This window comes from Lentilactobacillus dabitei (genome assembly GCF_019061365.1).
In the GTDB taxonomy this organism is placed as follows: domain Bacteria; phylum Bacillota; class Bacilli; order Lactobacillales; family Lactobacillaceae; genus Lentilactobacillus; species Lentilactobacillus dabitei.
Genome location: NZ_JAHPPD010000022.1, coordinates 1 through 14,469, shown reverse-complemented (window position 1 = coordinate 14,469; position 14,469 = coordinate 1). Strand labels below are relative to the sequence as shown.

The 14,469-nt window shown below is 42.3% G+C and carries 14 protein-coding genes; 12 read left to right on the top strand and 2 right to left on the bottom strand.

The window, feature by feature from the left end:
* The first annotated feature begins 11 nt into the window (after positions 1-11).
* From KTE19_RS05015 to KTE19_RS04970, 10 genes are all read left to right on the top strand, one after another.
* Entirely contained in the window at positions 12-500 is a 489-nt protein-coding gene (locus KTE19_RS05015; protein WP_217161283.1) for a dihydrofolate reductase, read from the top strand.
* Positions 501-599: 99 nt separating this feature from the next.
* Positions 600-1,448, top strand: coding sequence for a DegV family protein (locus KTE19_RS05010; RefSeq protein ID WP_217161282.1), 849 nt, complete (start codon positions 600-602; stop codon positions 1,446-1,448).
* Positions 1,449-1,544: 96 nt separating this feature from the next.
* Positions 1,545-2,438, top strand: a complete 894-nt coding sequence (locus tag KTE19_RS05005; RefSeq protein WP_347339399.1) for a GDSL-type esterase/lipase family protein — start codon at positions 1,545-1,547, stop codon at positions 2,436-2,438.
* 9 nt (positions 2,439-2,447) lie between these two features.
* Positions 2,448-3,056, top strand: coding sequence for a YpmS family protein (locus KTE19_RS05000; protein ID WP_217161281.1), 609 nt, complete (start codon positions 2,448-2,450; stop codon positions 3,054-3,056).
* Positions 3,057-3,069: 13 nt separating this feature from the next.
* On the top strand, positions 3,070-3,288 hold the full coding sequence (locus KTE19_RS04995; RefSeq protein ID WP_217161280.1) for a YozE family protein: 219 nt from the start codon (positions 3,070-3,072) through the stop codon (positions 3,286-3,288).
* A gap of 11 nt (positions 3,289-3,299) precedes the next feature.
* Complete coding sequence (gene ylqF / locus KTE19_RS04990) at positions 3,300-4,178, top strand: ribosome biogenesis GTPase YlqF (RefSeq protein WP_217161279.1); 879 nt, start codon at positions 3,300-3,302, stop codon at positions 4,176-4,178.
* Complete coding sequence (gene rnhB, locus KTE19_RS04985; RefSeq protein WP_217341748.1) at positions 4,159-4,920, top strand: ribonuclease HII; 762 nt, start codon at positions 4,159-4,161, stop codon at positions 4,918-4,920. The genes ylqF and rnhB overlap by 20 nt, the downstream gene beginning before the upstream one ends.
* 43 nt (positions 4,921-4,963) lie before the next feature.
* Complete coding sequence (dprA, locus tag KTE19_RS04980) at positions 4,964-5,839, top strand: DNA-processing protein DprA (protein ID WP_217161277.1); 876 nt, start codon at positions 4,964-4,966, stop codon at positions 5,837-5,839.
* 94 nt (positions 5,840-5,933) lie between these two features.
* Positions 5,934-8,051: a type I DNA topoisomerase gene (topA, locus tag KTE19_RS04975; RefSeq protein WP_056982765.1), complete on the top strand. Its 2,118-nt coding sequence runs from the start codon at positions 5,934-5,936 to the stop codon at positions 8,049-8,051.
* A 172-nt stretch (positions 8,052-8,223) separates the two neighbouring features.
* The gene (locus tag KTE19_RS04970) at positions 8,224-9,645 is read left to right on the top strand and encodes a C69 family dipeptidase (RefSeq protein WP_217161274.1); all 1,422 of its coding nucleotides are present in this window, start codon (positions 8,224-8,226) and stop codon (positions 9,643-9,645) included.
* Positions 9,646-9,737: 92 nt separating this feature from the next.
* Here KTE19_RS04970 and KTE19_RS04965 read toward each other — a convergent pair whose 3' ends face one another.
* Complete coding sequence (locus KTE19_RS04965; protein ID WP_217341747.1) at positions 9,738-11,171, bottom strand: C69 family dipeptidase; 1,434 nt, start codon at positions 11,169-11,171, stop codon at positions 9,738-9,740.
* A gap of 157 nt (positions 11,172-11,328) precedes the next feature.
* Here KTE19_RS04965 and thmT point away from each other — a divergent pair, with 157 nt between their 5' ends.
* Both thmT and glpK read left to right on the top strand, forming a co-directional pair.
* A complete protein-coding gene (gene thmT / locus KTE19_RS04960; RefSeq protein ID WP_054746629.1) occupies positions 11,329-11,517 on the top strand; it encodes a 2-hydroxymuconate tautomerase in 189 nt (62 codons plus the stop codon).
* Positions 11,518-11,839: 322 nt separating this feature from the next.
* A complete protein-coding gene (gene glpK, locus KTE19_RS04955) occupies positions 11,840-13,348 on the top strand; it encodes a glycerol kinase GlpK (RefSeq protein ID WP_217341746.1) in 1,509 nt (502 codons plus the stop codon).
* A gap of 223 nt (positions 13,349-13,571) precedes the next feature.
* Here the strand turns inward: glpK and KTE19_RS04950 are convergent, their stop codons facing one another.
* The gene (locus KTE19_RS04950) at positions 13,572-14,033 is read right to left on the bottom strand and encodes a hypothetical protein (RefSeq protein WP_217341745.1); all 462 of its coding nucleotides are present in this window, start codon (positions 14,031-14,033) and stop codon (positions 13,572-13,574) included.
* Positions 14,034-14,469: the final 436 nt, after the last annotated feature.

The window sequence follows — 14,469 nt, the reverse complement described above, 5'->3', positions numbered from 1 at the left end:
AGGCTCAATCAATGATTTCTTATATTTGGGCAGAAGATGCTAACGGTTTGATTGGTGCCAAAGGTGGGCTACCTTGGCATTTAGCTGACGATATGAAGTATTTTAAGAACACAACGATGGGGCATCCGATCATTTCAGGTGCCAATACGTTTCGGAGTTATAATCGACCGCTGCCAGGACGACAAAACATCGTTGTCTCTCGAAAAACTGATTTTCCAGCGGGGGTTTTGGTGGTTTCATCAATTTCTGAGTTATGTGAAATGATTGATCAAAATCCGAATGAGAATTATTTTGTGACCGGTGGCGCCAATATTTTTTCTCAATTATTAGACAAAGTTGATCAACTATATCGAACTAAGATTGATCATGCCTTCACGGGAGATACCTACATGCCTGAAATTAATTATGGGGATTTTAAGTTAACCAAGTCAGTTGATGGCATGGTGGATAAAAAGAATCCGTTTCCACACACATTCGAAGTTTATGATCGAAAAGCTTAATTGAACAAAAATGATCATGTAAGTTAACAAAAAACTTTGATATAATTATCTTTGAGTAACAAAACAATTATCAATTTTGTAAAGAAACGAGTGGCGTAAATGGCAAAAGTAAAAATTGTGACGGACTCATCTGCTCAATTATCCGATGAGGAAGTTAAACAATATGATATTACAATCGTTCCCTTAACAGTCATGATCGATGGCACGGTCTATGTTGAACGTGACACAATCGACAATGAACAGTTTGTTCCTAAAATGATGGTAGCCAAGGATCTTCCCAAGACCAGTCAACCGCCTGTTGGTAAGTTCATTGAAGCGTTTGACGAAGCTGGTAAAGACGGCAGCCAAGTTCTTTGTATTGATATGCTGGAAGCTATCAGCGGAACTGTTCACGCTGCAGAACAGGCGGCAACGTTGAGCAAGAGTGATGTAACGGTTATTGACAGTACTTTTACCGATCGGGGCTTGAGCTTTCAAGTCCTTGAAGCTGCTAAGCTTGCCCAAGAAGGGGCCGACCGTGATACAATCGTAAAGCAGATTAACAAAGTTCGAGATAATACCAAACTTTATCTGTGCGTGATGACGCTTGACAATATTGTCAAAGGCGGCCGGCTTCATCCGATTGCCGGGGCAATTACCAATTTCTTAAATTTAAAATTGGGGCTAGAGGTTGCTGATGGCAAGTTGAAGGTCATTTCTAAGGGACGGGGTGATAAGTCACTTCGAAGATTCTTCGGCAAAGTTCTCGATGAAATGAAGAATACCAAGGCGCTTCAAATGATCGGAATTTCTTATGTAACCGAAACCGATGTGTTACGAGAAACGGTTCAACAATTAAAAGAACTCTTTCCTAATGTACCGTTGTTTTACCGAACAACTTCCCCAATTATTGCGACCCATGTTGGCCAAGGTGGATTTGCCTTGATTTATTATAGTGATCCAGATTAAAATAGCTTCGTTATGCGAGAAGGGCTGAGACGAGAATATGATGTCGATGCTCTCTTTTATATTGTCAGTGCTTTGACGGCGGGGGGGTGTCCGTTAGTGAAAAAAAGAAGCCATAAACTGAAATACTTGCTCATGATCATTGCGGTCATCATTGTGGCAGGTGTCGGTTATGTGACATACAATCATTACCAGAATCGACCGCCAAAACAGGTTAAATTAACGGCAGTTGGCGATTCACTGACCCAAGGGATTGGCGATCCTAATAACCGTGGTGGGTATACGTACATGATCACAAACAAAGTCAATCAAAATAATCCTCACGTTCACATGTCCACCGCTAATTTTGGAATATCAGGGGAAACAACGGATCAAATTGATCATCGAGTCATGACTTCAAAAAAATTGCGAACTAGTTTAAGCCATGCAGATGTGATCACAGTGACAACCGGTGGGAACGATCTGCTGCACTTTTTAAAACAGAATGTGACTGATCCCAGTGACCATAAACTCGATTCAAAGCTCGCTAATTACCGAACCGCATACAGTAAGCGGGTTACCCGGTTATTTAATCATATTCGCCAACTTAACCCGCACTCACCAATCTTTGTTTTTGGAATCTATAATCCGGTGTACGTTTATTTTCCTCAAGTTTCCTTCATCAGCCGAGCCGTTGCCCAAAATAATTCCGCAACCCAAGCTGTTGTTAATCATCAATCACGGATTTACTTCATTCCAATCAATAAGCGGATGTCTGATGGGCAGTTTAAAACGGTTCAATCCCGTGAACGATTACGAAAACGAGCTCATGTGATTGGAAATGGCCACTATAACGCGACACAAATTGAGGCGTTATTAACCGGGCAAACAGCACAATCGAACGCTTATTTGTCAACGGATGATCATTTCCATCCAAATACGAAGGGCTACCGAATCATGACCAATTTGCTATACAAACAACTGGTTGACCACACAGACTGGGCGAAGGGATGATTAATTTTTATGCAGAAATCTAGAACCAAGAATAAACGGCGAAATCCTTGGAAAGTTGCCTTTATATCACTTGCAGGACTTATTGTTTTGGCGATTGTTGCCCTGATGGTGATTGTTCATATGCCCTCTAAGGCTGACAGTACCTTTAATAGTGAAGCCAAAAATACCGGAACGACGCCGATTTCGGTGCAACTCAACAAGGACCAGCTGAACACCTTATCAGATTATTATCTTGACAAGCTTCAAGATGGCAGTGATAATGCCAAGTATCATTTTGAAGTGGCTGACCAAGGGATCGTGTATGGGTCAATGAAGCTCTTAGGTAGTACGGTTGACTTTACGGTTTTCTTTACCCCAAAGGTCCTCTCGAACGGCAACGTTGAATTACATGCCACTAAATTAGCATTAGGCCGATTTCCGGTTCCCATCAGTTTTGTTTTGACGTATGTTAAAAATGCTTATGAATTACCCAAATGGGTTCAATTGGTGCCAAAAAAGAAACTTATTCGACTGGACATCAATCATATGACCAAGCACGGTCTCAACTACAGTGCCCAAACAATTGATATGAACGGCAAAGGAAAATTCGTATTTAAAATCATTTTGCCAAAACAGTAAGGAGTATTGAATTTTGAACAAAACCTTTTACCAGTTTTTAATGACCCAACGCAATCCAGGGAGTACAGATCCAATTGCGGAATTTGCCAATAACGCCTTTTACGATCAATCATTTCCCAAACAACTGGATGAATTTGATTCACTTTCAAAATATTTGGAAGAAAATGCGTCGTACTTACCCAATATGGAAATATTTGATGAGGTTTGGAAAATGTATGAAGAAAGCATGTAGGAAGTGAAAATATGGCAATAACAATTCAATGGTTCCCTGGACATATGGCAAAAGCAATTCGCCAGTTTGAAGAGAATCTTTCATTAGTCGACATTGTGTTTGAAATTCTTGATGCCCGGATTCCTTATTCATCACAAAATCCCGAAATTAAGCGGATCAGCGCTGATAAGCCTCACTTGTTCATTATGACAAAGCGAGATCTTGCTGAGCCTGAAATGACGGCCAGGTGGTTGAAGTATTTCAAAGATAACGACCAACCGGCAATTGCGATTGATGCTAAAACGCAATTTGGGATTAATAATGTCATTTCAGTCATCTCACCAATTTTAAGAGATAAATTACAGCGAGAGCAGGATAAAGGCATGAAAAAGCGGCCAATCCGGGCGATCAGTGTCGGCGTCCCAAATGTCGGCAAATCAACTGTTTTAAATCGATTAGTCAATCGCCGGGCAGCCCAAGTTGGGAATCGTCCTGGCGTTACTAAGGGGCAACAATGGCTGAAATCCGGCAGTAAGTTAGAACTCTTGGATACGCCAGGGATTTTGTGGCCAAAATTTTCCAGTCAAGAAATTGCCAATAAACTGGCGCTGACTGGTGCTATTAAAGACAGCGTTTTTCATAGTGATGATGTTGCGTTGTTCGCCTTAAAACTTTTCCGGGTCTCACAACCAGACCAACTCCGACAACGTTATCACTTAAATGATGAGGACTTGCAGTTGTCTGATGTTGATTTGCTATTGAAGATTACAGCTAAAATTGGCATGCGCGATGATTATGAACGTGCTTCTAATCGGATCATTCAAGATATCCGGTCCGGCAAAGTTGGCCCTTATACATTAGATACTCCAGAAATGGTGGCAGCAGAAAACAATGACGATCACAGAAATTAAAACATTATTGGCGGCGATCACGAATCCTGATGATCAACGAATTGCCCGATTCATGACTGACCCAAGAAAAGGCGTTCAACAAGCCGTTCAAAGAACCCAAAAAAGGCTGGCCCGCCAACAGGAGTACTTGGCCGCTTTTCATCAACGGTTTCGCTATGAGCACCAGTTCTGGCAGCGTGGGGTTGAATATGTAGCTGGTGTCGATGAAGTCGGCCGTGGTCCGCTTGCTGGGCCAGTGGTCGCCTGCGCAGCCATTCTCCCGCATGATTTTGATCTCATTGCGGTCAATGATTCCAAACAGCTTTCTCCTGTTATGCGAGAAAAATTGGCACCATTGATTCGCCGAGAAGCATTAAGCATCGGGGTTGGGGTTGTTGATAATATTGGAATCGACCGGATGAATATTTATGAAGCAACTCGAGTGGCAATGAAGCAAGCGGTTAACCAACTTAGTCCACAGCCCAACGAAATTATCGTTGATGCCATGCAGATTGCTGTGCCGATTCATCAAACCAGATTGATTAAGGGGGATGCAAAAAGTATTAGTGTTTCTGCTGCAAGCATTGTGGCTAAAGTTTATCGGGATGAGTTAATGGCACAATTTGCCAAACAGTATCCTGAGTATGACTTCGAACATAATGCTGGTTACGGAACCGCGAAACATTTGGCCGCCCTTAAGAAATTCGGCCCAACCCCCATCCACCGGATGACTTTTTCACCAGTCGAAAAAAATTCGAAATAATGATTCCCTTTTACGTATTTATTCTTAAAAGGGGAGAATTTAGATGCTGTTAAGGGATTATTTATTACGACTTCATTTGTGTAAGGGAATTGGAATTGTGGGTAAGACAAAGATTTATGAGTGGCTTTCTCAGGGAGTATGGGATGACCAGCATCTGCCAGTTGCTGACCATTTACTGGCCATTGCAGGGATTCAAGGTCGGAACATTGCAACTTTTTGCGCTAGCTATCAACAAATGATGACGGATGATCAACTGGTCGATCAGTTAGTTGACGGCGAAAGCTGGTTGGCAATTTGCGATCCGAGTTACCCTAAAATCCTCAGAGAAGCTTACAGCGCACCAATTGTGCTATTTTATCGTGGTCACCTTGAATTGATTAACGGCGAGTTGTTAGGGATCGTGGGTGCCAGAGAGGCAACTCGTTACTCGACTGAAGTCTTAAAACAGTTGATTCCTGGCAAAATTTCAAATAGAATGACAATTGTGTCAGGCCTTGCAAAAGGTGTTGATAAACTTGCTCACCAATGTGCAATTGCGAACCAAGGCCGCACGATTGCGGTTATTGGAACTGGATTGGACATTGCTTATCCAGGTGCAAACAAATATTTACAAGAACAAATTGCCCGGGACCATTTACTGCTAAGTGAATATCCTAATCAAACCCGTGGCTTTCGAAGCCATTTTCCCGAGCGCAATCGGATCATTGCCGGACTGGTGCAAAGTGTCCTCGTGACTGAGGCTAAGCATCATTCTGGCAGTCTGATCACAGCCAATTTAGCGTTGCAAAATAATCGAAATGTTCTCGCAGTTCCCGGACCGATCAATAGTAGATTGTCGGTTGGAACTAATGAATTAATTGCTGCTGGGGCCAAGCCAATTCTGTGTGCTGATGATATTTTGGAAGAATTCATTAGTTGACACTCAAAAACACTTGCAATATGATATGGTAGATTTGTGCGGATAATTTAAACGCTTAACTAATAAATAAGAAGTAATGTTGAAAGGAGAACACATGGCTACTACAACGAAACCTAAAGCCAAGAGTAAAGCAAAACGAAGGTCGCCTAAAAAGACCTTGGTGATTGTTGAATCTCCTGCGAAAGCCAAGACGATTGAAAAATATCTTGGCCGTTCTTACAAAGTTGTTGCCAGTAAGGGTCACGTTCGTGATTTACCCAAGAGTAAAATGGGTGTCGATATTGATCACGACTATGAACCTCATTATATTTCGATTCGAGGAAAAGGCGACACGATTAAAGAGTTACGTTCTGCTGCAAAGAAGGCAAAAAAAGTCTATCTGGCAGCCGATCCGGATCGTGAAGGTGAATCGATTGCGTGGCATTTGTCACACATCCTAGATTTGGACCCGAAGGAAGACAATCGGGTTGTGTTTAATGAAATTACCAAAGATGCTGTGAAGGAATCCTTTAAGCATCCCCGCAATATTGACATGAATTTAGTGGACGCCCAGCAGGCTCGTCGAGTACTCGATCGACTGGTTGGCTATTCCATTTCACCGTTATTGTGGCAAAAGGTGAAGAAGGGCTTAAGTGCCGGCCGGGTTCAGTCAATTGCGCTTTGGTTAATCATTCAACGGGAAAACGAAATTAAAAACTTCACCCCTGAAGAGTACTGGTCAATTGATTCTGAATTTAAAAAGGGGCGGAGTAAAAAGTTCAAGGCCAGTTTCTATGGCTTGAACGGAAAAAAACACGATTTGCCTAATAACGATGCGGTTCAAGACGTGATGAAGCGCCTTGACCCAAAAGGTGACTTTGATATTACCAAAGTGACCCGTCGTGAACGTAAGCGTCAACCGCAGCCTCCATTTACCACAAGTACAATGCAACAAGAAGCTAACCGGAAGTTGAATTACCGAACTCGTAAAACGATGATGGCGGCTCAGCAGTTGTATGAAGGTATTAATATTGGTAAAGAAGGCAGCCAGGGCCTTATTACCTATATGCGGACGGATTCAACTCGAATTTCGATCATTGCCAAGCACGAAGCTTCTACTTTCCTACATGAGAAGTACGGAGCGGAATATGCTGCTACCAAACCAATCAAGGGCAAGTTACCTGAAGGTGCTCAAGATGCCCATGAGGCAATTCGACCCACTTCAGTTTTCAGAACGCCTGCCAGCTTGAAAAAATACCTAACTAAAGATCAGTTTAGATTGTACCAACTTATCTGGTCTCGCTTCATGGCTAGCCAAATGACACCTGCAATTATGGATACAATGGCTGTCACCATTGAACAAAACGGGGTTACTTTTAAAGCCAATGGTTCGAAGATGAAGTTTGATGGTTTCTTGAAGGTCTACGGCGATGGCAAAGAAAAGGATAATCTTTTACCAGATTTGGAAACGGGTGATCAAGTCAAACTCGTTAACAGCAATCCTGATCAGCATTTTACTCAGCCACCTGCAAGGTATAGTGAAGCGAATTTGATCAAAGCTCTTGAAGAAAAGGGTGTTGGTCGACCATCCACTTACTCACCAACTATTGATACGATTCAACGACGGTATTATGTTAAAGAAGTTGGCAGAAGATTTGAACCAACGGAATTAGGCGAAATTGTTAACAAAATTATCGTGGAATATTTCCCAGACATTGTTAACATCGACTTTACTGCCAATTTAGAAGGTAAGCTTGACCAGGTTGAAGAAGGTAAGGAAAACTGGATTAAGCTAGTTGATAAATTCTATCGACCATTTTCAACCGAAGTTGAATCAGCCACTAAGAATATGGAAAAGGTTCAGATTAAAGATGAACCAGCCGGTTTTAACTGTGAAATCTGTGGCGCCCCAATGGTGATTAAAATGGGTCGTTACGGTAAGTTTTATGCCTGTTCCCGATTCCCAGATTGTCGAAACACGAAAGCAATTGTTAAAGAAATCGGCGTGATTTGTCCAAAGTGTCACGAAGGTCAGGTCATTGAGCGGAAATCTAAACGTCATCGAATTTTCTATGGTTGTTCTCGATTCCCAGATTGTGATTTTGTTTCTTGGGATAAGCCAGTCGGCCGAGATTGTCCAAAGGATGGGCACTTCTTAGTCGAGAAGAAGGTCAAGGGCGGCACTCAAGTTGTCTGTCCAAATGGTGACTATGAAGAACCTGCTCAAAAATAGCGAGTATCTAAAGAGACCCAGTTTGGTCACAAAATGCATTTTCAAACTATATCATCCAAGTCCAATGAGGTTGTTCGAAATAACAACCTCTTTTTTGATCATTTTTAGTAATACGCTTACATCCAATTAGGTGTAAGATGATTATCAAGAGAGCTATTAAGGAGGCTTCATCATGTTTGCATCAAAACATAGTAGTTGTACAACCATCTTGGTTGGTAAAAATGCCAGCTATGATGGTTCGACGTTAATTGCCAGGAATGAAGACGCTGGCGAAGCGGTCCATCCGAAAAAATTCGTTGTCATCCATCACGAAGACCAACCAAGTGAGTATCATTCAAAATTATCCAAGTTTTCGATTCAATTACCTGATAATCCGGTTCGCTATACATCAGTGCCAGATGCTGTGACTAACGAAGGTGTTTGGGGTGAAGCGGGTGTCAATGCCCATAATGTCGCAATGAGTGCCACCGAAACGATTACCACAAATTCTCGGGTCCTAGGAGCTGACCCCTTGGTTAAGAATGGCCTAGGCGAGGAGGATCTATTAACGATCACGTTACCATACATTAGTTCAGCCAGAGACGGCGTCGAACGCGTTGGCGGTCTACTTAAGAAATATGGGACTTATGAATCAAATGGGATCATTTTCTCAGATATCAACGAAATTTGGTATATGGAAACGGCTGGTGGTCATCATTGGGTTGCCCAACGGATTCCAGATGATGCCTATGTGATTGCCCCCAATCAAACTGGAATCCAGGAAGTTAAGTTTGATGACCCTGATAACTTCATGTTTTCTAAGGATTTACTGAAGTTTGTTGAGAAAAACCACTTGAATTTAACGAGTAACTTTAACTTCCGGGAGATCTTTGGTTCAGATACCCAGCTTGATCATCATTACAATACCCCTCGTGCCTGGTACGGTCAGCGTTACTTTAATCCTGAATCGGTTAAGGATCTGTCACCCATGAGTAACAAATTGCCATTTATCAATTATGCCGATCGAAAAATCACCATTGAGGACCTTAAGTTTGTATTGAGTTCTCATTATCAAGATACGCCATACGATCCATTTGCACCCGGAGCTGATTACAAAACCAATCCCTACCGACCAATTGGGTTCAATCGGAATCAAGAACTGTCAATTTTACAGTTGCGGCCATATGTTGCTGAAGATCATGCCGCAATTCAATGGTTGGCTTTTGCTGGCAATCCGTTTAATACGATTGTGCCATTTTACACCCATATTCTCGACACACCGGATTGCTATCGCGATACCACAGCCACTTTGGATAGTCACAATGCTTATTGGGCAAATCGATTGATTTCGCTAATCGTTGCTGATCATTATCAGGAATTGATGGCAGACGTTGAGGACTTCCAGCTTAAATCATTGGCATGTGGGCATCAACGGATCGCAAAGGTGGATAAAGCAGTGAGCGGTAAAAAGGGTGGCGAACTCATGCAAGCTTTGAGTCAGGCAAATGAACGCACTGCCGATCGAATCATGAAAGATACAGAAGAGCTATTAACCAAATTAGTGACCCGAGCAAGTGATAACAGTCGTGGCGCTTTTACCCGTGAACATTACTAAAGAAGCTTAAGAAAATTAAAACGGGATCATCAATTCATTGCTTGGGGGCAGTGAGTTGATGATCCCGTTTTTTAATTTGCGTGAGGTTAGGTCTATAAATTGACATCCTGTTTAAAGTTCAATGGCGATAAATCGGTGGCATTGGTCACCAGATCCGAAATTAAGCTGTTGTAGGCATTCAGTCCTTCCTGGCTGTTTTCAAAGTTAATCTTGGTCAGAAAGTCAGCTTGTTCAACATTGGATAACCCGCGAACAACCTTGTCGGCAGCCTGAATTGATTGTTGAAACGCAATTCGCAATTGTTTTTGGGTCTCACTCAGTTTTGGCCCAAACTTCACATAATGTGGATCAACGAGTGTTCCGGCGAGCTTGTACGTCCAATAGGCTTGATCGGGGGAATAAGAACCAGTGGCATTCTGATATTGCTTAGGGGTGTCAGTGGCACCAGCATAAAACGGCACAAATGAACTCTGGGCAGCAACCCCCATGGCTAGCCATTGGATGCCGGCCACTGGAGTCGGCATAGAGGGCCGAATTTGGAGGATGTGGGCTTCCTGGGTCTTAGCTAGACTAATTGGTCGGAAACGATGCTTATCGGCTTCAGATCCTTCACCAATTGGATCGTAGGGGGTGCCTTGGTAATGAGATGCTAAAAAGTCTTGAACATCAAAGACACTGAGTTTCCGATTGGCTTGATTTAAGAATGGCATATCCTGATCAACGGGAGTATGTTGTTGGTCAGGTGAGAATAACTTGAGTCCATACCAAACTCTGGGAGTATTGTAGTAAGTATCAGAGAGAGTGGCTGTTCCGAAAATTTGACGGAAGTTGAACGTGCTGCCGGTTGGATCTGGATTCAGTTGATGGTCTTCAACAAACTGCCGAATATGAGTTGACCAGAGATAATTTTCTGGATCCTGAAAGTCAATGTATTGAATAGCTGTCTGATTTGCGATCACGGCATAGGAATCGTCAGGAATCTTGACGGCCACCCAATTATGGCCACCGCCAGTCTCCATGTACCAGGCTTCGTTTTTGTCAGCAAATAAAATACCGTTAGATTCGGAAGTGCCATAGTATTCAATGATGCGGCCAAGCCGTTTGACGCCTTCACGGGCAGTTTTGATGTAGGGCAGCACGACGGTAATCATGGCCTCTTCACCAATTCCATCCTTCTCAAGTGGATCGGCACCCAGGACGTACTCGTTCGTGTAGGTACTTTCGGTAGCGCTCATTGCAACTCCGTATTCATTAATCCCGTCCTCTTCAAATAGCCCAAATTTAGCGGTCCATTCCGGAGTCGCCGAATATTTTGCCCGAACTTTTGGAAGCGGGAGTTTAAAACCATTATCGTTAGAGGAAAATTCCTGTTCAGTGTCAAATTCTTGGTGGGGATGAATGACATAGTTCTTCGGCCATGAAGATTTGCTGTCTTCATTTCGGGCGATCATGATCGACCCATCGATACTGGCATTTTTGCCAACAATCATACTGGTACATGCGGAATAATTTTTAGTTGGAATCATGAGTTATGTCTCCTATCAATACTGAATTCTGTCTGATATATTGTATCATTTTTCAAGTTAAGATGGTGAAATGACTGTTTGGCTTATGAAATTTAGATTGCGGTCAAAAATAAAATAGGGTATACTTTTTTCAATTTAAAAATTTGGAGGAATCGATATGCCAATTGTTGATATTCATTTAATTGCCGGCCGTTCTCAAGCTCAATTGAAGGGTTTGGTCGAAGATGTTACCGCCGCTGTTGTCAAAAATACTGGTGCGCCAGCTGAACATGTTCACGTTATTTTGAGTGAAATGCAAAAAGATCGTTATAGTGTGGGTGGCGTGTTGAGTAGCGACCAAAAGTAAAAGGTGCCAAACCAAGCGTTTAAGAATCCAGATATGAGACCCCAAGGCAGGAATTTTTGACCTTGGGATTTTTGCTGTCTGTCCTTAAGTTTTAATTTCGACCGATCGAAGCACCTCTAAACCGTTTGCTGAAATTTTGTGATTAAAAGGCCGTTAGTCTCAATCTCAATACTTTTCGGGTAATCCCCCAAATGTCCAGGGTAATTCTTGTACTTTTCTAAAATTTACAAACGAGTTGGTTTGTCGATCAAGAATATTGTATACTAACTTAAGATGTTACAGTTACGACAAACGCAGGAATAATAAGAATGGAGACCTTTACATGAATGATCAACAATACATAATGTCAATCGATGAGGGGACCACGAGTACCCGGGCGATTCTCTTTAATCATGATGGCGATATCGTTGGTAAATCGCAGCGTGAATTTCATCAGTATTTCCCAAAGTCTGGTTGGGTTGAACATGACGCCAATGAAATTTGGAATGCGGTTCAATCAGTCATTTCTGAAGCCTTAATCAATGCAGATGTGCCACCATACAAAGTTCGGGGAATTGGGGTGACCAATCAGCGTGAAACGACCGTTATTTGGGACAAAAACACTGGTGAGCCAATCTATCATGCAATTGTGTGGCAGTCAAAACAAACTGCCGACTTAGCTGATCAGCTGAAGAATGATGGTTATGATGAGATGATTCATGACAAGACTGGGTTAATCATTGATTCTTATTTCTCTGCGACTAAAATTAAGTGGATCTTGGACAATGTTGATGGTGCCCGCCAAAAGGCCGAAAATGGTGACCTTTTATTTGGCACGATTGATACTTGGGTCCTTTGGAAATTGACCGGGGGTAAAGTTCATGCGACTGACTATACGAATGCCAGTCGAACAATGTTGTTTAACATTCACACGCTTCAGTGGGATCAAGACATCCTTAAGTTACTTGATATTCCCGCAAGCATGTTGCCTGAGGTTCATTCATCATCAGAAATTTATGGCTATACATCAGGTTACTCCTTCTCAGGCGTTCAGGTGCCAATTGCAGGAATTGCTGGGGACCAGCAAGCTGCATTGTTCGGTCAGATGGCATTGCAACGCGGAATGATCAAGAATACTTATGGAACCGGTGCCTTTATTGTGATGAACACTGGTGAGGAACCAACCCTTTCTAAACGCGGCTTATTAACAACCATTGCTTATGGGATTGACGGTAAAGTCAATTACGCTCTGGAAGGTAGTATCTTTGTTGCTGGCTCTGCAATTCAGTGGTTAAGAGATGCGATGGAAATGATCAAAACCTCCCCAGAATCAGAACAACTTGCAGTTGACGCTAAAACGAGCGATGGCGTTTACGTCGTACCTGCCTTTACCGGCTTAGGGGCGCCCTATTGGGATCAGAATGCCCGGGGCGTGGTATTTGGTTTAACTCGTGGAACAACGAAGAATCAATTCATTAGAGCCACGCTTGAATCCTTGGCTTATCAGACTCGGGATGTTGTTGATACAATGGTGAGCGAAACTGGGATTGATTTGAAAGAACTTGCCGTTGATGGTGGGGCGGCTAATAATAACTACCTCATGCAATTTCAGGCAGATATTTTGGGAACGCCAATTCAACGGGCATCAATTGCTGAAACCACAGCACTTGGCGCAGCATATTTGGCCGGATTGGCCGTTGGTTTTTGGAGTTCTGTTGATGAAATTAAGGAAACGATCAAGGCTCGAGACGAATTTAAGCCAGACATGGATGACAAGAAGCGAAAGCAACTGTATTCAGGCTGGAAACGAGCTGTCAATGCAACGATACAGTTTCACCCAGAAGAAGATTAACTGAAAATCGTTTAATGATTTGAGAACTGAAAGTGAGGCACCGGGATATGGGTTAATTTCAATCGGTCATCATTAACTTGGATTGCGACTAATCTTTGGATTAATATTGTGCCAAACGACTAATCCCGGCCATTCAACGAAAAGAACCAACTATTCCAAAATTAGGAATAATTGGTTCTTTTCGTTGAATTCTGAGATCAAAACGCTTATTGTCCCAGTCGGTTCAACTCCTCAGTCGATATTCGAACCACAACTTATCTTCATAGGGCTTCAAAATCTCTTCCAGTTTTGTCCGAATAACATTAATTCTCAAATCAGCAGCTAAAATAATCGCACAAAGAAACAACATGGAAATCTCAATTGTGACTAATCCCCAGTTTTGTTTCGCAGTGAACAGCAACCATTGTTTAATAGCGAGTAAAATGATCATTGAGCCAGTTTTGCTGGCTAAAAAGTACCAACGCTTGATGACTCGGACTTTTTTGATAGCCAGTCGACGTGTTTCTGGGGACAAATTAGGCGCGCCAGATAGGGCAACCTGAAGTCCAGCAGCATCTTTTTTCAGCAGTTGAGATACGTACTTTGATGTTTTACCAATGTTACGCATGGCAAAGAAGTCACCGAACCATAATCCGATTAGCATGTAAATAAATGCAAAATCTGATATTTTGAGCAAATCATTCATGGCCATCCCTCCAGTTCTCGGCATTCCTTGAAACTTTCAAAATTGTGACGTAAAAACAACCTGAACTTGATTTCTAGTCAACGGGCTTTCAATCAACAAAAGTATAAAACCATCACTTGTTTTTTGGTATAAATATGCTTAGAAATTTTTTAGAAGGATTTAATGGTAAATTAATTGATGGTATTTTAACGATGAGCTGGGCGACAAAAAGGGGTTACTAAGCGGTTAGTGTCCAAAATTTCAGTAGGTTGTCCAGATATTCCGAATTTGGCTACGATGGTTTGATTGGATGGCCTAAAAGTGCTTATCCGTGGTGGAATTACTGCCATGTACGCAAATAGCGCAATCATTCAAAAAATAGAGGCTCTTCGTCAACTGTTGTTGGTGAAACTAAATTCGAGTTCTAATCACTTTGTGATTAGGGCTCTTTTTGTTT

Excerpts from the sequence above, each read along its gene's own strand:
- KTE19_RS05015 (WP_217161283.1), top strand. The coding sequence starts at position 12 with ATGATTTCTTATATTTGGGCAGAAGATGCTAACGGTTTGATTGGTGCC.
- KTE19_RS05010 (WP_217161282.1), top strand. The coding sequence starts at position 600 with ATGGCAAAAGTAAAAATTGTGACGGACTCATCTGCTCAATTATCCGAT.
- KTE19_RS05000 (WP_217161281.1), top strand. The coding sequence starts at position 2,448 with ATGCAGAAATCTAGAACCAAGAATAAACGGCGAAATCCTTGGAAAGTT.
- ylqF (WP_217161279.1), top strand. The coding sequence starts at position 3,300 with ATGGCAATAACAATTCAATGGTTCCCTGGACATATGGCAAAAGCAATT.
- rnhB (WP_217341748.1), top strand. The coding sequence starts at position 4,159 with ATGACGATCACAGAAATTAAAACATTATTGGCGGCGATCACGAATCCT.
- dprA (WP_217161277.1), top strand. The coding sequence starts at position 4,964 with ATGCTGTTAAGGGATTATTTATTACGACTTCATTTGTGTAAGGGAATT.
- topA (WP_056982765.1), top strand. The coding sequence starts at position 5,934 with ATGGCTACTACAACGAAACCTAAAGCCAAGAGTAAAGCAAAACGAAGG.
- KTE19_RS04970 (WP_217161274.1), top strand. The coding sequence starts at position 8,224 with ATGTTTGCATCAAAACATAGTAGTTGTACAACCATCTTGGTTGGTAAA.
- KTE19_RS04965 (WP_217341747.1), bottom strand. The coding sequence starts at position 11,171 with ATGATTCCAACTAAAAATTATTCCGCATGTACCAGTATGATTGTTGGC.
- thmT (WP_054746629.1), top strand. The coding sequence starts at position 11,329 with ATGCCAATTGTTGATATTCATTTAATTGCCGGCCGTTCTCAAGCTCAA.
- glpK (WP_217341746.1), top strand. The coding sequence starts at position 11,840 with ATGAATGATCAACAATACATAATGTCAATCGATGAGGGGACCACGAGT.
- KTE19_RS04950 (WP_217341745.1), bottom strand. The coding sequence starts at position 14,033 with ATGAATGATTTGCTCAAAATATCAGATTTTGCATTTATTTACATGCTA.